18 protein-coding genes and 2 pseudogenes are annotated in these 19393 nt (G+C 66.7%); 14 read left to right on the top strand and 6 right to left on the bottom strand.

The genetic code is table 11. The features are described from left to right. Positions 1-119 precede the first annotated feature (119 nt). The 5 genes and pseudogenes from ACCQ01_RS21385 to ACCQ01_RS21365 all read left to right on the top strand — a co-directional run bounded on the left by ACCQ01_RS21385 (position 120) and on the right by ACCQ01_RS21365 (position 5073). A complete protein-coding gene (locus ACCQ01_RS21385) occupies positions 120-1175 on the top strand; it encodes a two-component system sensor histidine kinase NtrB (RefSeq protein ID WP_014509462.1) in 1056 nt (351 codons plus the stop codon). Further along, the gene (ntrC, locus tag ACCQ01_RS21380) at positions 1168-2598 is read left to right on the top strand and encodes a nitrogen regulation protein NR(I) (RefSeq protein WP_011035445.1); all 1431 of its coding nucleotides are present in this window, start codon (positions 1168-1170) and stop codon (positions 2596-2598) included. The genes ACCQ01_RS21385 and ntrC overlap by 8 nt, the downstream gene beginning before the upstream one ends. A gap of 775 nt (positions 2599-3373) precedes the next feature. Beyond that, positions 3374-3564: pseudogene (locus tag ACCQ01_RS21375) on the top strand (hypothetical protein); the annotation flags it as partial. Positions 3565-3777: 213 nt separating this feature from the next. Then, a complete protein-coding gene (locus ACCQ01_RS21370) occupies positions 3778-4377 on the top strand; it encodes a superoxide dismutase family protein (protein ID WP_228432791.1) in 600 nt (199 codons plus the stop codon). Positions 4378-4425: 48 nt separating this feature from the next. After that, a complete protein-coding gene (locus tag ACCQ01_RS21365) occupies positions 4426-5073 on the top strand; it encodes a superoxide dismutase family protein (RefSeq protein WP_019237109.1) in 648 nt (215 codons plus the stop codon). 344 nt (positions 5074-5417) lie between these two features. Here the strand turns inward: ACCQ01_RS21365 and ACCQ01_RS21360 are convergent, their stop codons facing one another. Further along, the gene (locus ACCQ01_RS21360; protein ID WP_181921594.1) at positions 5418-5855 is read right to left on the bottom strand and encodes a VOC family protein; all 438 of its coding nucleotides are present in this window, start codon (positions 5853-5855) and stop codon (positions 5418-5420) included. Continuing rightward, the gene (locus ACCQ01_RS21355; protein ID WP_228432790.1) at positions 5852-6736 is read right to left on the bottom strand and encodes a hypothetical protein; all 885 of its coding nucleotides are present in this window, start codon (positions 6734-6736) and stop codon (positions 5852-5854) included. The genes ACCQ01_RS21360 and ACCQ01_RS21355 overlap by 4 nt, the downstream gene beginning before the upstream one ends. Positions 6737-6824: 88 nt before the next feature. Between ACCQ01_RS21355 and ACCQ01_RS21350 the strand changes: the two genes are divergently transcribed. Together ACCQ01_RS21350 and ACCQ01_RS21345 are read left to right on the top strand one after the other, a co-directional pair. Beyond that, complete coding sequence (locus ACCQ01_RS21350) at positions 6825-8120, top strand: acetyl-CoA C-acetyltransferase (protein WP_012437008.1); 1296 nt, start codon at positions 6825-6827, stop codon at positions 8118-8120. A 122-nt stretch (positions 8121-8242) separates the two neighbouring features. Then, positions 8243-8785, top strand: a complete 543-nt coding sequence (locus tag ACCQ01_RS21345) for a hypothetical protein (RefSeq protein ID WP_228432789.1) — start codon at positions 8243-8245, stop codon at positions 8783-8785. A gap of 55 nt (positions 8786-8840) precedes the next feature. Here the strand turns inward: ACCQ01_RS21345 and ACCQ01_RS21340 are convergent, their stop codons facing one another. The 3 genes from ACCQ01_RS21340 to ACCQ01_RS21330 all read right to left on the bottom strand — a co-directional run bounded on the left by ACCQ01_RS21340 (position 8841) and on the right by ACCQ01_RS21330 (position 11960). Next, positions 8841-10106 (bottom strand): heme biosynthesis protein HemY, encoded by a 1266-nt coding sequence (locus ACCQ01_RS21340; protein ID WP_115005485.1) that lies wholly within the window; start codon positions 10104-10106, stop codon positions 8841-8843. Beyond that, a complete protein-coding gene (locus tag ACCQ01_RS21335; RefSeq protein ID WP_228432788.1) occupies positions 10103-11080 on the bottom strand; it encodes a uroporphyrinogen-III C-methyltransferase in 978 nt (325 codons plus the stop codon). Before ACCQ01_RS21335 ends, ACCQ01_RS21340 begins: the two co-directional genes overlap by 4 nt. Positions 11081-11183: 103 nt before the next feature. Next, a complete protein-coding gene (locus tag ACCQ01_RS21330; RefSeq protein WP_372358836.1) occupies positions 11184-11960 on the bottom strand; it encodes a uroporphyrinogen-III synthase in 777 nt (258 codons plus the stop codon). Between the two features lie 208 nt (positions 11961-12168). On the opposite strand from ACCQ01_RS21330, the pseudogene ACCQ01_RS21325 reads away from it, so the two are divergent. From ACCQ01_RS21325 to ACCQ01_RS21300, 6 genes and pseudogenes are all read left to right on the top strand, one after another. Then, positions 12169-12978, top strand: a pseudogene (locus ACCQ01_RS21325) (glycosyltransferase family 25 protein). 119 nt (positions 12979-13097) lie between these two features. Then, positions 13098-13568: a YiiD C-terminal domain-containing protein gene (locus ACCQ01_RS21320; RefSeq protein WP_012437013.1), complete on the top strand. Its 471-nt coding sequence runs from the start codon at positions 13098-13100 to the stop codon at positions 13566-13568. A 30-nt stretch (positions 13569-13598) separates the two neighbouring features. Beyond that, positions 13599-14021 carry a hypothetical protein gene (locus ACCQ01_RS21315; protein ID WP_011035457.1) on the top strand — a complete coding sequence of 141 codons (423 nt, stop codon included), beginning with the start codon at positions 13599-13601 and terminating at the stop codon, positions 14019-14021. An 88-nt stretch (positions 14022-14109) separates the two neighbouring features. After that, a complete protein-coding gene (locus ACCQ01_RS21310; protein ID WP_012437015.1) occupies positions 14110-14547 on the top strand; it encodes a rhodanese-like domain-containing protein in 438 nt (145 codons plus the stop codon). Positions 14548-14657: 110 nt separating this feature from the next. Next, entirely contained in the window at positions 14658-15170 is a 513-nt protein-coding gene (secB, locus tag ACCQ01_RS21305) for a protein-export chaperone SecB (RefSeq protein WP_011035459.1), read from the top strand. Positions 15171-15187: 17 nt separating this feature from the next. After that, a complete protein-coding gene (locus tag ACCQ01_RS21300) occupies positions 15188-16213 on the top strand; it encodes an NAD(P)H-dependent glycerol-3-phosphate dehydrogenase (protein ID WP_011035460.1) in 1026 nt (341 codons plus the stop codon). A 481-nt stretch (positions 16214-16694) separates the two neighbouring features. Here ACCQ01_RS21300 and ACCQ01_RS21295 read toward each other — a convergent pair whose 3' ends face one another. Beyond that, complete coding sequence (locus ACCQ01_RS21295) at positions 16695-17291, bottom strand: OmpO family porin (RefSeq protein WP_103701217.1); 597 nt, start codon at positions 17289-17291, stop codon at positions 16695-16697. A 361-nt stretch (positions 17292-17652) separates the two neighbouring features. Here ACCQ01_RS21295 and poxB point away from each other — a divergent pair, with 361 nt between their 5' ends. After that, entirely contained in the window at positions 17653-19362 is a 1710-nt protein-coding gene (gene poxB / locus ACCQ01_RS21290) for a ubiquinone-dependent pyruvate dehydrogenase (protein WP_172666287.1), read from the top strand. Positions 19363-19393 lie beyond the last annotated feature (31 nt).

Raw genomic sequence — 19393 nt, 5'->3', positions numbered from 1 at the left:
CCCGAGTGGTTGCGCGCTGGCCCGCTGCACGTCCTCGCCCCAGTTCCCTCATCTCCGGGTATTGCCCCATCGGCGGCTCTGCTACGCCGGTCGGGCGGTGCTTGCACTAAATTGGTGCAATGCTGATGTCGTCATCCACGCCTTCCCTTGACAGCCTTGGTACGCCGGTGGCCTGGGCCGACCGCGACGGGCGCGTGCTGGGGGTCAATCCCGCGTTCGCGCGCTGGCTCGGCGTGAGTGCGCGCCGGTTGGTGGACCAGCCGCTGGCCGCGTTGGAAGTGCAGGGCGACGCGCTGGCGCGCTTTCTGCTCAACGACGAGCGCGACATCCTGCGGCTGCACCGGCTGGCCCTGGGCCTGCCCAATGACGCGCCGCGCTTTGCCGAAGGCTGGCTGTCGCGGCTGGACGACGGCGGCTGGCTGCTGGAAACCCATCCGGTCGACGAATTCCCCGCGCTGGACCCCACCCACGCGTTGCCCAACGCATTGAGCGCGGCGCTGAAGGGCTTGGCTCACGAGCTGCGCAACCCGCTGGCCGGGCTCAAGGGCGCCGCCCAGTTGCTGGCGCGCCGCGCTGCCGGGCGCGACGAGGACGAACGCGAGCTGATCGAGTTGATCGGCACCGAAATCGAACGCCTCAACACCCTGCTCGAACGCCTGCTTTCACCCTCACCCTTACGCCCGCACGAGCGTCTCAACATCCATGTGGTGCTCGAACGCGTGTTGCGGCTGGCCGAGGCCGAAGGCGGCTGGTCGGTGCAGGTGCAGCGTGATTACGACCCCAGCATCCCCGACATCCTCGGCGACGTGGACCGGCTCACCCAGGCAGTGTGGAACCTGGTGCGCAACGCCTTCCAGGCTGGCGCCACCCGGGTGACCCTGCGCACCCGCGTCGAGCATGGCCAGCGCATCCGCGACCGCGTGCACGCCATGTCGCTGCGGCTGGAAATCATCGACGACGGCGGCGGCGTGCCCGAAGAACTGGCCGAGCACCTGTTCCTGCCGCTGGTCAGCGGGCGTGCAGAAGGCAGCGGGCTGGGCCTGGCGCTGGCGCAGCAGGTCTCGCGCGAACACCACGGCACGCTGACCTACCGCTCGCGGCCGGGCCATACCGTTTTCACCCTGCTGCTGCCCGAGCTGGCCGGCGATCACGACAAGGAGCATCTGCATGGCTGAGGCCGCCGCCGTATCCCACCGCATCTGGGTGGTCGACGACGACCGTTCGGTCCGCTTCGTGTTGTCCACCGCCTTGCGCGATGCCGGCTACGCGGTGGACGGTTTCGACAGCGCCGCAGCCGCGCTGCAGGCGCTGGCAATGCGGCCCACGCCGGACCTGCTGTTCACCGACGTGCGCATGCCGGGCGAAGACGGCCTGACCCTGCTCGACAAGCTCAAGTCCAAGCACCCGCAGCTGCCGGTCATCGTGATGTCGGCCTACACCGATGTCGCCAGCACCGCCGGTGCCTTTCGTGGCGGCGCGCACGAATTCCTGTCCAAGCCGTTCGACCTGGACGATGCGGTGGCGCTGGCTGCGCGTGCACTGCCCGATGCCGATGCGGCGGTTGAAGACACGCTTGGGACGCCCGTGGCCGAAGGCTCGGCCGCGCTGATCGGCGACACCCCGGCAATGCAGGCCTTGTTCCGTGCGATCGGCCGGCTGGCGCAGGCGCCGTTGTCGGTGCTGATCAATGGCGAGACCGGCACCGGCAAGGAGCTGGTGGCGCGCGCGCTGCACAACGAATCGCCGCGTTCACGCAAACCGTTCGTTGCGCTCAACACTGCCGCCATTCCGGCCGAGCTGCTGGAAAGCGAGTTGTTCGGCCACGAAACCGGCGCCTTCACCGGCGCCACCAAGCGGCATATCGGCCGCTTCGAACAGGCCGACGGCGGCACGCTGTTTCTGGATGAAATCGGCGACATGCCGCTGCCGCTGCAGACCCGATTGCTGCGCGTGCTGGCCGAGAACGAATTCTTCCGTGTCGGCGGGCGCGAGCTGATCCGCGTGGATGTGCGCGTGATCGCCGCCACCCACCAGGACCTGGAAGCCCTGGTCGAACAGGGCCGCTTCCGCGCCGATCTGCTGCATCGCCTGGATGTGGTGCGGCTGCAGCTGCCGCCGCTGCGCGAACGCCGCGGCGACATCGCGCAGCTGGCGGAAAACTTCCTGGCCATGGCCGGGCGCAAGCTCGACATGCTGCCCAAGCGCTTGTCGTCTGCCGCGTTGGAGGCGCTACGTCAGTACGACTGGCCCGGCAACGTGCGCGAACTGGAAAACGTGTGCTGGCGCCTGGCCGCGCTGGCCACCGCAGACACCATCGATGTGGTGGATGTCGATGCCGCACTCGCGCGCGGTGGACGCCGCGTGCGCGCCGGACGCAGCGATGGGCAATGGGACGAGATGCTCTCCAGCTGGGCGGCGCAGCGCCTGAGCGAAGGTGCGCAGGGCCTGCACGCCGAAGCGCGCGAACGCCTGGACAAAACCCTTCTCGAAGCCGCACTGCAACTCACCCAGGGCCGCCGCGCCGAAGCCGCCGCCCGCCTGGGCCTGGGCCGCAACACCGTGACCCGCAAGCTGGGGCCGGGGCGCAAGCGGCGCTGAGGTACGTCGCGCGCTGCGTGGGTGTGCGGCGTCGTGCTGTCGCTGTGATGCCCGCAAGTCCTCGTGTCCTGGCGTACGTGTCTCCACACGTCCATCCGCCAGCAGGGCGTGCGGATTGCGCGGTTGGAGCAGGAGGTTCTCGTCGCTCACGCAAGCCTGCTGTGTGCCATTGAGTGTCCGGCACACCAACGGCGCGCACACAACAACGCCACGGCCAAGCAGGCCAGGTGCTGCATCAATCTGCGCAGAGGGGAAAGTATGTCAGCCCCGCGTGCTGCAGCGACTTGCGGCGTGCGCCAGCAGGCGCTAGACGCGCGAGGCATGCAGTCGTATCGGGCTAGTGCGCGTGCGGCATTCGCGTTGAATCCGCGGTGGGAAGTCCCGCCCGCTGATCGTACGCGCGCGCGACATCGGCAGCGGCAACCACGTAAGCATCATGTCACTTGCGCGCGTTGCAGCTGTTTGCGGCGCGCCCCAGCAGTCGCTAGACGCGCTGCGCCTATAGTCGTATCTGGCTAACGCGAGTCAGAGGCTCGCATTGATTGCGCCTTGAGAAGCCCAACCCACTGATCGTACGGGCGCTGGACATGGCGGCGAAAGGCAGTCGGTGCGCCCTGGAATTGCGCATCTGCAGATGAGTGGGTTGTCAGTCGATCACGCTGCAGCTGCACTGCTCAAAACGCTGGAAATCGCAGCCTGCGTACAACCCGCGCACGCCGCTTGCCCGTAGCGCCGTGCTGCACCGGTTTCTCGCATGACGCGCGCACGTCAGCACCTGATCGGCGAGGTGCGCGATGCGCTTGAGGCCTATCCGCTGGCCCATTGCCCGCCGACGCCGACGCCGACGCCGACGCTGGCGAGGCGGCCTTCCATGCCAAGGCCTTGCAGCGCTTCGATGCGCTGGCGCAGGCACGCGATGTGGCACTGCCGCCGGGTGTGTCGATTGCGTGGTTATGGCGCTTCGGTTGCACCGATCCCTTCTTCCTGCAGAACCGATGGCGCGCGCACGCTGCATCACGAGCTGCCCGTCGCGCGTTCGTCAGTCAACACCGGCGCCCCCGTCATCGGTGACTCCAACCGCGTCCGTCACCCGTACACTGCCGGCCTGCCGCACGGCGCATTTCATGACACGTGAACATGCGGCCGCATAGGTTTCAGCCTGATCAGGAGAACAGCTCGATGCGTTACCGGTCGTCCACCGTCGTTGCCCTTACTGCTTTGGCACTGGCTGCCTGCAGCAGCACGCCACCTGCGCCCCCGACGCCGCCGGTGCCTGCGCGGGTGGTTCCCGTGCGCGCGGTGCAGCAGGCCGAAGCGCCGCTGGCATCGGCCTCGGGTAGCCTGGTGAGTGGCCGGGTGGTGTTGGTGCCTGCGCTGCGCGGCATTCGCCTCACCGGCACCGTCGGTGGTCTGCGGCCCGGTGCGGTCGCCGGCTTCCATGTGCATGAGCGTGGCGATTGCAGCGCGGCCGATGCCAGCAGCGCCGGTGGGCATTTCAATCCCACCGGCGCAGCGCACGGCCGTGCCGGCAACGGTAGCCACCATCTGGGCGACATGGACAACCTGCGCGCCGACGCGGAAGGCGTGGCGCATCTGGACATGATCCTGAGCGATATCACCCTGGGCGACGCCGCGCCCAGCGACGTACTCGGCAAGGCGCTGATCGTGCATGCCGATGCCGACGACTACCGCAGCCAGCCCAGCGGCAACGCCGGTGCGCGGCTGGCCTGTGGCGTCATCCGTGCCACCAAGTGGCAGACACCGCCTTTGCAGCCCTGAGCCGTGGGCACCCATGCCGCCCCCGCGGCGTCTTTTGAGGAGTGATTCATGCGTATTCTTCCCACCACCCTGTTCCTGGCCACCGCGCTGGTCCTGACGGCCTGCAAACGCGACGAGCCCGCCCCGGCCGAACCAGCGCCCGCCCCGCAGGCCGGCACCCCGGCCGAAGCCGCTCACGGCGGCGAGCATGCCGCCTCGATGGTCACCGAAGCGGCGGCCACCACCACGGCCACCGCCGAGCTCAAGCCGACCAAGGGCAATGAGGTCAAGGGCACAGTTACCTTCAAGACCGTGGACGGCGCCCTGCGTGTCACCGGCCAGCTGAGCGGGCTCAAGCCCAACAGCGAGCACGGCTTCCACATTCACGAGAAGGGCGATTGCAGTGCGCCGGACGGCAGCAGTGCCGGCGGCCATTTCAACCCAGCCCAGACCGACCACGGCATGGTCGGCGCCGACCCGCACCACGGCGGCGACATGCCCAACATCAAGGCCGATGCGCAGGGCAATGCCAGCATCGACGGCCCGGTGGCGAGCAACGTCAACCTGGGTAAGGCCGACCAGTCCGACATCGCCGGCCACGCCGTGATCGTCCACGCCGACCCGGACGACTACAAGACCCAGCCCACCGGCAACGCCGGCGGCCGTCTGGCGTGTGGCGTGATCACCACCGACAACGCGCCCGCACCGACCAAGTAATGGTCAATGGTCACGCCGCGGTGGATACCACGGCGTGACCACACAGCGATGCCCACAGACCACGTAGCACCGTAGGAGCGCGCTCGCGCGCGATGAAGCTTTACCGAAGACGCAGCCTCACCGATAACGCCCCGTCGCGCGCAAGCGCGCTCCTACGCGTGCAATTTTGACTCGCGCGCCGAAGACCGAGATGCATTCAAGCGGCTGGCGCGTAACGTGACTGCCGCCTGCTCATCAAGCCAGTTGAATCGGTCTGATGACGCGCGTTCTTGATCCCATGCGCAGCCCACAGCACACAGCCCACAGCACGCCGCGATAGGCGCACCGCACCAATTAAAAACGCTTTAATAATTAGGCCAAAGCCCCGGCGTCGCCAATTCGACCAGATGGTCGTCGGGATCACGGAAATACACGCTCTGGCCACCGCCCGGCCACTGCGTGCGGCCTTCGATGGCGACATCGCACGCGTGCAAATGCGCTTCCCAGGCCGCCAGCGACTCGGTGGCGATCGCCAACGCGTAATGGGTGTGCCCGTGGCCGTCGTGCGGCGGAATGGTGCCGCCGGGCAAACGGACGGTGGTGGTCGTGCTGCCTTGCAGAAACAGCAGCAACACCTGCGCAGGCGCAATCGCATAGGAAGCCATGCGTGCATCGCGGTGCATCGGCTGCAAGCCCAGCACCTGCGCGTAGAACGCACAGGCGCGGTCGAGATCGGCCACGTACACGCCGGTCTCCAGCATCCCGCGCAGGGCGGGTGCGGTGGAGGCCGGCGCCGAGGTCATGCGGCCAGCGCCTGCCGCGGATCCTGGCCGGGCTCCACATGCACGTACAGCACCGGCAAGCCATGGGCTTCCAGCACGGCAGCCATCTGCCGCTGACGGGCAAGGTACTGCTCGTAAACGCCGCGCAGGCGTTCGCAATTTTCGCGTTCGTGCGCGTAGTGGTCGCACCAGCCGGCGGGATCGAACAGGGCAATGCGCACTTCGCCGCCGATATAGCGCAGCACCGGCTCGGGCGACTGATCCAGCCACTCTTCACTTTGCGGGGCGAGCAGCGCGGCTTCGATCAGCGGCCACAGCGGCGCCAGGCCCTGGTTGTCGTACTGCATCGACATCATCGCCGCCAGGTCGTGCCCGGTGAGATAACGCGCGTGCTCGATACGCGCACCGAAGCTTTCCTGTGCCAACAACGCGGTATCGGCCTGGGCCATGCCCTGCGCCAGCAGCACTTCTTCCATGGCATCGGCCACGGTGGCCAGCGTCTGCGGATCACCGGAGAACAGGAACGGCAGCACCCGCAGGCCGCCGCCGGTGAGCTGCGCATCGGCCTGGAACGGCAGCGGAATCTCGCCCTGCGCATCGGCACCGAATGCCAGCACGCGTGGGCCTTCATCGCGGCCCGGGGCGCGTGCATGCAGTTCTTCCAGGCGGCGGTGCAGCGGCCAGCCCGGCCGCAGCACTTCGGCGGGATCGAAATGTGCCATCGCCACGCTGAGCTCCAGCGCGCGCACTTCGGGGATCCACTGGGCCAGGTCGCGGCCGATGCGCTCGGCCAGCATGCCGGCCTGCGCAGGCGCCAGCGCCCCACGCGTGGGGGCGGTCCCGCCCGTCAGTTCCAGCGCCAGGACACCCATGGCGGTCATGCCGTGTTCGGTCGTACTCATGATTCGCGGTTGGCCCATCACAGGGTCGAAGCTACACTGCGGCCATTATGCCTGCCGGCCCTGTGCAGGCCATGTCCCCGAGTCCCTCATGCAAGGTCAGCCGATGCCCGCAGCCCGTCCCGTCGCCATCCTGGGCGGCGTTCGTATCCCGTTCTGTCGCCAGAACACCGCATACGCGGACGTGGGCAACCTGGGCATGTCGGTGCGCACGCTGGGCGCGCTGGTCGAACGCTTCGGGCTGCATGGCCAGCAACTGGGCGAGGTGGCGATGGGGGCGGTGATCAAGCATTCCTCCGACTGGAACCTGGCCCGTGAAGCCGCGCTGTCGTCGGGCCTGTCGCCGCTCACGCCGGGCATCACCCTGCAGCGCGCCTGTGGCACCAGCCTGGATTCGGTGATCACCATCGCCAACAAGATCGCGCTGGGGCAGATCGACTCGGGCATCGGCGGCGGCTCGGACACCACCTCCGAGGTGCCGATCGTCTACGGCAAGAAGCTGCGGGCGCGCCTGCTGGCCGCCAACCGCGCCAAGGCCACCGGCGACAAGCTCAAGGCGCTGCTGCGTGGTTTCAAGCTGGGCGAGCTCAAGCCCGAGTTCCCCGGCGTGGCCGAGCCGCGCACCGGCAAGAGCATGGGCGAGCACTGCGAGGACATGGCCAAGGAATGGAACATCTCGCGCGATTCGCAGGACGAATGGGCGGTGGCCTCGCACCACAAGTTGGCGGCTGCGTATGAGCGCGGGTTTTTCGATGCGCTGATTGCCCCGTTCCGTGGCGTGTCGCGCGACAACATCCTGCGCGCGGACACCTCGCTGGAAAAGCTGGCCACGTTGCGGCCGGCGTTCGACAAGACCTCTGGCCGCGGCACGCTCACTGCCGCCAATTCCACCCCGCTCACCGATGGCGCCGCCGCGGTGCTGTTGTCCAGCGAAGCCTGGGCGCTGGCCCACGGCCACACGCCGATGGCCTACCTGCGCGATGCACAGGTCTCGGCGGTGGATTTCGTGCATGGCGAGGGCCTGTTGATGGCACCCACGGTTGCGGTGCCGCAGATGCTGGCGCGGCACGGGCTGACCTTGCAGGACTTCGACATCTACGAGATCCACGAAGCCTTCGCCGCGCAGGTGCTGTGCACGCTGCGCGCCTGGGAAAGCGAGGATTACTGCCGCAATCGCCTGGGGCTGGACGCGCCGCTGGGCCGCATCGACCCGGACAAGATCAACCCGCTGGGCTCCTCGCTGGCCACCGGCCACCCGTTCGCCGCGACCGGCGCACGCGTGGTGGCCACCGCAGCCAAGCAGCTGGAAGAACGCGGCGGCGGACGTGCCCTGATTTCGATCTGCACCGCCGGCGGCATGGGCGTGGTGGCGATCGTGGAACGCTGACGCTGCTGTGCAGCGTGGGAGTGGGCATTCGGGATCGGGGATTCGCAAAAGCAGACGCGGACTCCTGATTTTACGAATCCCCAATTCCCAATCTCCAATCCCAAACCTGCAAGGACGCATGGATGTCGACTGACGAGTTCCGCGAGCCACCCAGCCTGTACCTGCCGCCGGCGAACGGCGATGTGTGGCGCGAGGGCGACGTGTTGGTGTGTGCGGCGGGCGCCAATCTGCCGCCACGGTGCGTCAAGTGCAATGCGCCGGCCGACATGCCGCCACGTCGCTACATCTTTCATTGGCACCACCCGGTGATCTACGCGGCGCTGCTGCTGGGCGTGCTGCCGTACGTGATCCTGGCCATCGCGCTACGCAAGCGCAGCGCGCACGTGCTTACCCTGTGCGCGCAACACGAGCGCCGCCGCGTGCGCTATGTCGCGGTGGCGATGGCATCGGTGTTGGCGTTGCTGGTGTGCGGGCTCTCGATCGATAGCAAGTTCCGGTGGCTGATCGGTGCCGGCGTGATGGCGGTGATGCTGTTGATCGGCCGCCTGGGGTCGCGCGTGTTGTCGCCGACGCAGGTCGACCACGTGCAGGCACGGTATCTGGGTGCCGGCGATGCATTCCTGAGCGATCTGCCATCACCGCCGCAGGCAAAGCGCCAGCGTTGATGCAACGTGGCGCAGCCGTGGCGTGCGCCGATGCAAGGCCGAACAATCGCATTGATTACACGAGGCGATCGTCCGGCGTGATCGGGTCGGATGGGGGCGTTTCATGGGCCACCACGATCGGGCCGCGGATGGATTGCTGCGGCATGATCTCCAGCACCGGTTCGCCGCGCGCGGCGCGCAGTGCGTTGGCGTAGCAGTGCTGCGCGGAGAGCAGGTCACCGGCCGCTGCAAACCCGTGGCCCAGTTCTTCCCAGGCATCGGCGCCGGCGCCATTGGCCAGTGCGCGGTGCAGGAATTCTTCGGCCTGCGACCACTGTTGCTGATGACGCGACAGGCGGGCCAGGGTGAGCAGCAGCCCGGGGCTGTCCGGATGCTGGGTCAGCCAGCGCTGCGCACTGGCACGCCGCGAATCGTATTTTTCCAGCGGCAACACGCCGTACAGGCGCACCAGCGATTCGTCCCACTGCGTATCCAGCGCCTGTTCCAGGCTGTGCACCGCGGCATCGTCCCAGTGCAGCACGGCTGCGCGTTGGGCATAGGCGCCCACGACGGCCGGGTAGGTGCGCAGTGCTTTCGGCAAGGCTTCCCAGCGTTCGGCCAGGGCGTTGGCATCGCCGGCCTGCAGTAAGGTCTGCTCGGCCAATGTGGCCTCCAGTGCACTGTAGGCCTCCGGCGCCAACACCGCCTGCTGACGCAGGGCGCCGAGTTGGCCATAGGCCTCGTCGGCGCGTCCGATCTGCGCCAGTGCATGCGTGCGTAACAGCAGGCCGCGGGCCGGCAGCGGCTGGGCGGCGGCGCTGTCGAGCGCATTGATCGCATCCACCGGGCGCTGCTGCGCCAGATGCCGCTCGCCCTGCAGCAGTGCGTGTGCGGTGGGGTCGCGCTCGGCCAGCTGCTGCGCCAGCGCCGTGGCCGAGGCCACGTCACCGCGTGCATCGGCCACGCGCACGGCGCTGGCCAAGGCGATGCCGCTGACTTCTTCGTCCTCGCTGGCGTTGACCAGCAGGCGCTCGGCACGCTGCCACTGGCCGTGATCGGCAGCGCGCAGGCCTTCGATCAGGCGTGCACGGCCCTTCTTGCGGCGGTATTTGCCCCAGACCCGGAACGGCAGGCTGATCAGCGTCCACAACAGCCACAGCACCAGCAGCGCGATGACCAGAATCAGCACCGCCTGCGGCATGGCAGCGCGGTAATCGTTGCCGCCCACGCTGACCACCACATTGCCCAGGTCGTAGCTGTTCTGGTGCGACAGCCATTGCGCGCCCAGCACACCCAGCGCCACGGCAACCAGCAGGATCAAGACGGTACGCAGCACTTTCATTGTGTGGATCTCCCTTCACGCATGGCCTGCAGTTGCAGCAGGGTGGTGCCCAGTTCCGGCAGGCGCGGACGCAGTGGCGCTTGTTGCAGTTCGCGCAAGCGCGTGCGTGCCTGGCGGCGTTGTGGCGAGTCTGGCCACAGCCGCGTGGTCCAGGTGTCCACGCGCCGTAAGGCCTGCGCGAACCCCTGCGCATCACCACGCTCGGCCGCTGCACGTGCCAGGCTGACTTCGATCTGCAGCGCATCGCGCGCGGCCGTGCGCTCGCCACCGGTGATCAACGCATCGCCACGGCTCGGGCGGATTTCCACCAGGGGCGAGAGGGCCTTCTGCCACCAGGGCAGTGCGGCCTCGCTGTCCTGCGCGCTCTGCTCGGGCAGGCGCTGCAGGTCCGTTGCCAGGCGATCCAGCCCTTCACCAACCTGCGCCTGCGGGCCGGGACCCAGGCGATCAAGGGCGTCGCGCTCCTGCACCAGCGCCTGACGCAGATTGAGATAGCCCGGGTCGTCGATGCCGTTGAGCGCGCCATTGGCCAGGGCGTAGGCGCGTCGTGCGCCATCGGCATCGCCGGCGATGCTCAGCCGCTGCTGGCCAAGCCGCAGCAGTAATTCCACCTCGTCCAGCCGCAGCGCCTGGGCGCCGTGCCGGTTGGGATCGGCCAGCTTCTGCACGGTGTCTTCGAGCAATGCGCTGCGCTGGCTCAGCCCAAGCATTTCATCGCGCAGCACGCGGTTGGTGGCGGCGGCATCCTGCAGGCGTTCGTTGGCCAGGCGCTGGTCGCGGCGCAGGGTGTCGAGCAGTTGCTGGGTCCCGTCCCAGCGTTGCTGCTGCGCCTGGGCGGCCTGGATCTGGGTGTCCTGGTAGCTCTGCCATGCGCGCCACCCGAGAAACAGCGCTACGCCCACGGCCACGATCGCCACGACGAGCAGCAGCCAGGCCAGGGGGAAACGTCGCGCAGGAGCGGGCATGTCGGTCATTCGGGCATCCTCGGGCGGTCACGACAGGCGCAGGCGCCGCAGTCATCCGCCACAGCATGGCGTGTGGCCACAGACACCTGCAAGCTGTGCTTGAGTCCGCAGTTCAGCAAGGTGGCGGCGGCGTCATGATCGCAGCGGCGGCTGCCGCCAACTGCGCAGGCAGTGGGCCTTCGGAGCGATGGACCTGCACGAAGCCCGCAGCGCGCGCAGCCTCCAGCATGCGGTCGCTGGAGGCGACCACCGGGCGGGTCTTCAATGCAGTGGCCAATGACGGCGGCAGCTGCTGCACGATCAACATCAGCGCTTCATTGCTGCTCAAGGCCATCACGCTGCGTGGCAACGCGGCCTCCAACGCATGCAGCGTCGATGCGCGCAGCCGGAGCGCAACACGCTGATACACATCTGCGCGCAGGATCCGCGCACCGCGCTGCTCCAGCGCCGGCGCCAGCATGCGGCGGCCGCCGGGCGCAGTGACCAGGCCTACGGTGTGCAGCGGGGCGTCGAACACCGGCAGTGCCAGCAGGCCTTCGCTGTCCATGCGCGCCGGGCGCACCACCGCGCCGATCCCGCAGGCCTGCAGCGCCCTCGCGGTGCCTTCGCCCACGCTTGCCCACCTGGCCGGTTCAGGCCGCTGCAAGGGCAGCAGCCGGTGCGCCGCGTGCACGGCGGCCGGGCTGGTGAACACGACAATCGGCGCGCCCAGTGCCTGCCGCAGCGCATCGCGTGCCTGCAGCGTGTCGTTGATCTGCAAACGCCATGGCGACACCGCCAGCAACTGGCCGCCATGCCGGGCCACCGCACGCCGCAGCGGCGCGTGCTCGCCGCTGGGACGCAGCGACAGCAGGGTCCAGGACGTGCCATTTGTGCGCGTGTGGGTCATCTCGGGATTATGCGAGAGCAGCACGTCGACCGGGTCGGGTCGGCTGCTGTCGATGTCGTCCTTTGCGTATCGAACCAGCGGGTCTTCCCCCGATGTAGTGCGAGTTCGCCACGCACTCCCAAGTAAGACATTAGTCTCATTTCGTAACTACTTGCAAATACTGTGAATCACGACACGCTTTGGGGCACCAAAAACTCGGAACGGTGCCGTGATCAAGTCCTACCTCATCAACATGCAGCGGTGCGACGACCGATTGCGCGCCATGTCGGCCGGCTTCCAGGCGTTGGGTGTGCCCTTCGAACGCATTGCGGCGGTCGATGGACGCACCCTCACACCCGAGCAAATTGCCGACTTCGCGCGCCAGCGGCCGCTGGAAGGTTCCGGCGACGCCTTCAGCACCGGCCCGCGCATGTGGACCGCGTCCAATATCGGCTGTTTCCTGAGCCATCAGGCAGCGTGGCGCATTGCGGCCGACTCCGACGACGCCTACACCGCGGTGTTCGAAGACGATATGCATCTGTCCGACGCGTTGCCGGCGCTATTGCGCACGACCGATTGGTTGCCTGGCGGCAGCAGCATCGTGCGGCTGGAACCCTCCTACAATCGCATCAAGCTCGAAGGCAAGGTCACCGCCGTGGCGGGCCGCCAGTTGCGGCGGGTGCGTCCGTCGACGTATCAGCATTGCTGGCCGGTCTGCGCCGGCGCGCTGGTCATCAGCCGCGATGCGGCACGGCTGCTGCTGGCTGCAGAAGCGCGCTAGCACACCATGGCCGACATCTTTATGTTTGGCTGGAACGAGTCACCGGTGGCGCAGCAATTGTCGACTTACCAGCTTTCGCCGGCGGCCTGCATCCAGGACAAGTTCTTCCACACGGCGCCCGAACAGATCGTGTTTACCAGCACCATCGATGCACCGCTGACACAGGCACAGAAGCAGCGCAGCGCGCAATGGAAGGCCAAGGCGACCGCATTGCTCCGTGTAGCGCAAGGCTATCGGAAGGTCACCTTCGTACCCTGAGTGCGGTACTGCATGGGAGCAGTTTTACTATGCGGTACCGCATGTCATTTAGGTGCACAAGACGCTCGCAGGACATTGCGGCATGATGCCAACCCTTCGCCGTCTTGCAGCCTTTGCCGATGACCCTTCCGTGCACGCTCGCATCCGCCCTGCACTCGTTGCAGCAGCAGTTCGTCGCCATGCCACCGGTGCTGTCGATGGGCATTGCCGTGGACGGGCTGCATGACGGGGCCTTGCGACTGCGCGCGCCGCTGCAGGCCAACGTCAACGACAAGGCCAACGCCTTCGGCGGCAGTCTGGCCTCGCTGATGACACTGGCCGGGTGGGGATGGTTGACCTTGCAGCTGCAGTTGGCCGGGCATGATGCCGATGTGTACGTGGCCGACAGCCAGCTGCGCTATGTCGCACCGGTGTACGAAGAGCTGGTGGCAGACGCCGCGCCATCGGCGGCCGGCAACTGGGAGGTGTTTCTGGCCACCTTCCGCCAGCGCGGCAAGGCACGCATCGACATGCGCGCGCAGGTGGCGTTGGAGTCGGGTGCGGCGGCGGCGACGCTGAGCGGGCGGTTCGTGGCCTTTCCAAAACGGTAGGATGCGGGCCTGGTCCTTGGGGGAAGGCGCATGCGTGCAGTGATGGGAATGGTGGTGCTGCTGGGGTTGGCCCTGGTCAGCGGCCTGGCCACCGCCGGCAGCCGGGCGCAGGCGCGCGCGCTGGAAACCACCCAGGCCGCCTACACGGCGGCGGTGCGCTGGAGCGATTTCGATGCCGCGCAGGGCTTCATCGAGCCGACCTATGCGCAGGCCCATCCGCTCAGCGAGCTGGAACGCTCGCGCTACGAGCAGGTGCAGATTTCCGGCTACCGCGAACTGCGCGTTGGCGAGACCGACACCGGCGATTTGCGCCGGGAGGTCGAGCTGCGGGTGATCAACCGCAATACCCAGGCCGAGCGGCTGGTCCGCAGCATCGAGGTGTGGCACTGGGATGCCGAGCGCAAACGCTGGTGGCTGACCACCGGCCTGCCGGACCTGTGGCAGGGCCAATAGCCTTCCGCCTGTCCACCCAGCGTGGCAGTGGCCGTCGCGTACGCCAGCTGTGCGACAATTCCCGCCCGCTTCATCGACCGTGATCTCAGTGAATTTCGAAGAGCTGCAGGCCTTTGTGGGCCGCAACCCCATGCTGTCGCTGGCCCTGGTGGGCCTGACCATCGCCATCATCGTCACCGAGATCGCGCGCCTGTTCCGCGGCTATCGCGCGCTCAAGCCGGCCGAGCTGACCCGCCTGATCAACAGCGAAAATGCGCTGGTGATTGATCTGTCGCCCACTGCCGATTTCGAAAAAGGCCACATCGCCGGCAGCCGCAACGTGGCGCTGGCCAAGTTCGACCCGGCCGGCAAGTTGCTCGCCAATGCCAAGTCCTCGCCGGTGGTGGTGGTCTGTCGCAGCGGCAACGCCTCTGCCGGCGCTGCCAAGACGCTGAAGAAGGCCGGCTTCGAGCAGGTCTACTGGCTGGAGGGCGGCATTGCCGCCTGGCAGATGGCCGAGCTGCCGCTGGTCAAGGGCCGCGCCTGAATCTGCCTTGTGAGGCGCCGCGCAAGCCCCCATTGCTTGCGTGAGATACTGCGCTTTCACGTCTGCATCACTCAACGTTGCATCCATCGAACCGTTTTCTGGAGTTAGGAATGTCCGACGAAATCCTCAACGGCGCCGCTGCGCCGGCCGACGCCGCTGCTGGCCCCGCTTTCACCATCGAAAAGATTTACGTCAAGGACGTTTCTTTCGAATCGCCGAACGCCCCGGCCGTCTTCAATGACGCCAACCAGCCCGAGCTGCAGTTGAACCTCAACCAGAAGGTGCAGCGCCTCAACGACAACGCGTTCGAAGTCGTGCTGGCTGTGACCCTGACCTGCACCGCCGGTGGCAAGACCGCCTACGTGGCCGAAGTGCAGCAGGCTGGCGTGTTCGGTCTGGTCGGCCTGGAGCCGCAGGCGATCGACGTGCTGCTCGGCACCCAGTGCCCGAACATCCTGTTCCCGTACGTGCGCACCCTGGTCAGCGATCTGATCCAGGCCGGCGGCTTCCCGCCGTTCTACCTGCAGCCGATCAACTTCGAAGCGCTGTACGCCGAAACCCTGCGCCAGCGTTCGCAGGGCGAAACCTCGCTGGCCGATTCCGAGCCGGCCGGCAACGCGTAAGCGTTGTTGCGCACCGGATGAGCGATCCGACACAGAAAATCGCCGTTCTCGGCGCCGGTTCCTGGGGCACGGCCCTGGCGGCGCTGGTTGCCCGGCACGGTCACCCGACCGTGCTCTGGGGCCGCGATGCGGCGATGGTGGATGCCATCGACCGCACCCACGAGAACCCTCGCTATCTGCCAGGCATTGCCCTGCCGGACAGCCTGCGCGCGACCACCGACCTGCAGCAGACCATCGCCGGCGCCAGCTGGATCCTGGTGGTGGTGCCGTCGCACGCGTTTACCGAAACGATCAAGCTGCTCGCGCCGCTGCGCCCAGCTGGCGCGGGCATCGCCTGGGCCACCAAGGGCTTCGAGCCGGGATCCGGGCGCTTCCTGCATGAAGTGGCGCGCGACATCCTTGGCCCCAGCGTGCCGCTGGCCGTGGTGACCGGGCCCTCGTTCGCCAAGGAAGTCACCCTGGGCCTGCCGACCGCGATCACCGTGCACGGCGATGACGCCGCGTTTGCACAAGTGGTGGCCGACGCCATGCACGGGCCCACCTTCCGCGCCTACACCGGCGATGACATGGTGGGCGCCGAACTGGGTGGCGCCATGAAGAATGTGCTGGCGGTTGCCACCGGCGTGGCCGATGGCATGCAGCTGGGCCTCAACGCCCGTGCCGGCCTGATCACGCGCGGCTTGAACGAAATGCTGCGCCTGGCCGCGGTCATCGGCGCACGGCCGGAAACATTGATGGGCCTGGCTGGCCTGGGCGATCTGGTGCTCACCTGTACTGGCGATCTGTCACGCAATCGGCGGCTGGGTCTGGCGCTGGGACGCGGGCAGAGCTTGAGCGATGCCATCCGTGAGATCGGCCAGGTGGTTGAATCGGTGCAGACCGCCGACGAGGTCATGCGTCAGGCAGAGCAGCATGGCATCGAGCTGCCGATCTCCAACGCGGTGCGTGCAGTCCTGCATGGCGAGATCACCCCGGAAGCAGGATTGAAGGAATTGCTGGCACGCGAGCGCAAGCCCGAGTATCCGCAGACCTTGTTTACCTGAGCCCTGCGTGCGTTGCGCACGTGATCCAAGACAACAAAAAGTCCGGCATTGCCGGGCTTTTTGTTGGTGCGGCGCGTTCCATGCTGCCGCTGTAGTGCAAACGAGGCCAGGTTGCTTCCAGTGCTAACTGTGCAATCGTGTGCTTAGCAGTCTCGGGTTCTACATGCTCTTAGGGCCGTACGCCGGATTGGCGACGCGTGTCTATCGCAGGACTTCAGTGCTGAGCGTTGCGCGCCAAGGCTAGGGAGACGTATCAGCAACACGGTGCTTTCGGCCAGTGCGCCAGGGTGACGCGGCAGAAGCTGTCGTGTGCACACGTGTCGGCTTCGGCGTTGGAGCGCCGAGTTTGCGAAACGCGCGGGCTTGCACAGGCGCATGCATGCGCATGCAACTCCGATCGCACAAAAGAAAGAAGCCCGGTCGGGGGACCGGGCTTCCGATGCAGCGCGGGAGAGAGTCGCGCTGCAGTCAAACGTGCGGCTTACCAGCTGAAGCGCGGGCCGACCGACCATTCCTTGTTGCCGTCGCCATCCATACGGATGTCGCCGTTGATGCCCCAGTTCTGGTTCAACTTCACCTGTGCGCCAAGGCGGCCGTAGAAGTTGTCGCCGATGTCGATGCCGCGCTTCTTGGAGAAGTCTTCGTAGCCAGCCAGGGCATAGACTTCGAAGTGTTCGCCGAAGGCGTTACGCAGACCGGCTTCAACGCTGTAGCCGTCGAAGCTGATGTTCGGGGTGTCCAGGTCCAACTTGCGGTAGGCAACGCGGGCAACGAAATCGGTGCTCGTGGCGATCTCGTGGTTGTAGCCCACACCGACGCCCCACTGCTGGAAGTCGGAGTTCGAGCTTTCGAACACGTTGTCGTCGTCGTCAGCGTTCTGCTTGCTGTAATCGCCGAACACGTGGAAGTTCGGAGCAACGGCGTAGGACGCCTTGACGCCCCAACCATCTGCATCGCGACCTTCGGTCGGGGTGCGCACGTAGTCGCCTTCGACGAAGTTGTAGGAGAGGTTTTCGGCAGCGGAGGCCGCAAACGGCAGGGCAGCGAGAAGGCCGAGGGCCAGCAGAGAAGTCTTCATGATCGAGATACCTGTACTTATGGTTTGGGCCGGCGCTGAGGCGAATGCCGTTCGCTGCCGAGATGTAAATTCTCCGTTATTCGATGGAACGCGACATGAATTTTGAACTGACCGGTTGATGAATCATCGCGCCAAGTTCAGCTGCGCTTTCTTGTGGCTGTCAGCGTATGCGAGTAGCGCACGTGCAAAGCGTGACGCAGCGTTACGTGCATGCTAACGATGTGACGCTGGCGTGTAGGTTTCGCACAAAAACACCGCAAATCCTGCGCTGTTGCAAGCGAGCACATCGCCGATACGCGCGCACTGGGAGCATAGGCGTCCCCAGAAGAAGCGGAGCAGCATCGTGGCGAAGAAGAAGACGGTGGCGCGGTTCATGGCCGAAACGCTGGAAAGTGCCGGGGTGGAGCGAATCTGGGGGGTGACCGGCGATAGCCTCAACGGACTGACTGATGCGTTGCGCGAGATGCAGAGCATCGAATGGATGCATGTGCGCCACGAAGAGGTGGCGGCATTCGCGGCCGGCGCCGAAGCCGCGGTGACCGGCAAGCTGGCGGTGTGCGCCGGCAGTTGCGGGCCGGGCAATCTGCATTTGATCAATGGGCTGTTCGATTGCCACCGCAGCCGGCAGCCGGTGCTTGCGATTGCCGCGCATATCCCGTCGTCCGAGATCGGCTTGAGCTATTTCCAGGAGACGCATCCGCAGGAGCTGTTCCGCGAGTGCAGTCACTTCGTCGAGCTGGTGACCAACCCGGCGCAGTTGCCGGAGGTGCTGCACCGTGCGATGCGCACTGCGATCCTGCAGCAAGGCGTGGCGGTGGTGGTGATTCCTGGCGACATCGCGCTGATGGAGGTCGACAAACACCTCTCTGCCGCGTGGCCCGTGCTACGTGCACCGCGGCTGCTGCCGGCGGCCGAGGACGTGCAGCAACTGGCGGAGATCCTGCAGCAGAGCAAGGCGGTGACGTTGCTCTGCGGCAGCGGCTGTGCCGGGGCGCACGATGCGGTGGTGGCGCTGGCCGACACGCTGGGCGCGCCGATCGTGCATGCGCTGCGCGGCAAGGAGCATGTGGAGTGGAATAACCCGTTCGATGTGGGCATGACCGGCTTGATCGGCTTCAGCTCCGGCTATCACGCCATGCTTAATTGCGACACCTTGATCATGCTGGGTACGGATTTCCCGTATCGCCAGTTCTATCCGAAGGACGCCACGATTGTGCAGGTGGACCGTGACCCGGCTGCACTCGGGCGTCGCACGCCCTTGCAGCTGGGCATTGCCGCCGATGTGGGCGAAACCATCGCTGCGCTGTTGCCGCAGCTGGAGCGGCGCGAGGAGCGCGGCTTTCTGGACAAGTCGCTTGCGCACTACCGCAAGGCGCGCGAGGGGCTGGACGAACTGGCGGTACCGGCGGACGAAGGCGAGCCCTTGCATCCGCAATTCGTCACCCGCCTGATCAGCCAGATTGCCGACGAAGATGCGGTGTTCACCTGCGACGTGGGCACGCCGACCGTATGGGCCGCGCGCTATCTGCGCATGAACGGACAGCGCCGCCTGCTGGGTTCCTTCAACCACGGCTCGATGGCCAACGCGATGCCGCAGGCGCTGGGTGTGCAGGCGGCCTGCCCGGGGCGGCAGGTGATTTCGCTCTCCGGCGATGGCGGGTTTGCGATGTTGATGGGCGACTTCATCTCGCTGGCGCAATTGAACCTGCCGGTGAAGGTGGTGGTGTTCAACAACGCGTCGCTGGGATTTGTGGCGATGGAAATGAAGGCGGCCGGGTATCTGGATACCGGCACCGAGCTGCGCAATCCGGATTTTGCTGCGATGAGCAATGCGATGGGCATCCTGGGGCTGCGCGTGGAGACCTCCTCGCAGCTGGAGCGGGCACTGCGCCAGGCGTTTGCGCATTCGGGCCCGGCCTTGGTCGACGTGCGCATTGCCACGCAGGAGCTGGTGGTGCCACCGGCGATCAAGCTGGAACAGGCCAAGGGCATGGGCTTGTATCTGCTCAAGGCGGTGATGAGCGGGCGGGGCGATGAGGTGCTGGCGCTGGCCAAGACCAACCTGCGCTGACACCGCGCTGCGCGCACACTGCACGTCTCCT

Source organism: Xanthomonas sp. NCPPB 4037 (assembly GCF_041475695.2).
GTDB classification, from domain to species: Bacteria; Pseudomonadota; Gammaproteobacteria; order Xanthomonadales; family Xanthomonadaceae; genus Xanthomonas; species Xanthomonas campestris.
This window is presented reverse-complemented; position numbering and strand designations above follow the sequence as displayed.